Origin of the sequence: Paenibacillus sp. OT2-17 (assembly GCF_009827695.1) — a bacterium.
GTDB classification, from domain to species: Bacteria; Bacillota; Bacilli; order Paenibacillales; family Paenibacillaceae; genus Paenibacillus; species Paenibacillus polymyxa_B.
Map to the genome: position 1 here is coordinate 1 of NZ_WUDQ01000939.1, position 836 is coordinate 836.

Annotated in this window: 2 protein-coding genes; both read right to left on the reverse strand. The window is 46.7% G+C overall.

What is annotated here, in order from left to right; all coding sequences use genetic code 11:
• Positions 1–521 (reverse strand): nitrilase-related carbon-nitrogen hydrolase (locus tag GRP75_RS28310; RefSeq protein ID WP_337194291.1); only part of this gene is annotated, 521 nt, incomplete at its 3' end.
• 29 nt (positions 522–550) lie between these two features.
• On the reverse strand, positions 551–836 hold a 286-nt coding region (locus GRP75_RS28315; RefSeq protein WP_160791042.1), incomplete at its 5' end, for an agmatine deiminase family protein.

The window sequence follows — 836 nt, forward strand, 5'->3', positions numbered from 1 at the left end:
AACAAAAGTTCTGCGCCCATAAGCGCCATACAGCGGGCCGCCTCAGGGTACCATTGATCCCAGCACACGCCTACCCCAATTTTGGCATAACGTGTATTCCATACTTTAAAACCGGTATCGCCCGGATTAAAATAAAATTTTTCCTCATACCCAGGATCGTCTGGGATATGACTTTTGCGGTATTTACCCAACACTTCACCGTCTGCGTCAATGACAGCAAGACTGTTGTAGCGCGCGTAGTTTTTCTTTTCATAAAAACTGATGGGCAGTACAACCTGTAATTCTTTGGCGATCTTCTTAAAATGGTTAACCGCCTTGTTGTGCTCCAGCTCAGTTGCATATGAATAATAATCAGACTTTTCCTTCTGACAGAAATATGGAGTCTCGAACAACTCCTGCAGCAAAATAATTTGTGCGCCCTGCGCAGCCGCTTCACGTACTAGCTTCTCTGCTTTGCTTATATTTTCTTCGATATTGTTAGAGCAGCTCATTTGAGTCGCTGCCACTTTTACTTTTCTCACTTTAGTCCTCCTTTTAGATGTTGTATCGTTCAACGCTTTAAAGCAGGCATCTGCTGGGTCGTACAGTGTACGTTACCGCCTTCACGGATGACCGCCATACCGTCTACAGTCCGAATGGTGCGATCTGGAAATACATTTGCCAGCACTTGCTCAGCTGCAAGATCGCTCTCAGCGGCAGTGCCGCCAAACACTGGCAAAATGATACCGCCATTCACAAAGTAGAAGTTAATATAGCTCAGTGTCAATCGGCTGTCTTCATAATCCACACGCGGCGGCTGACCGATCCGAATCACTCCCAGCTTACGGCCTTGGGCA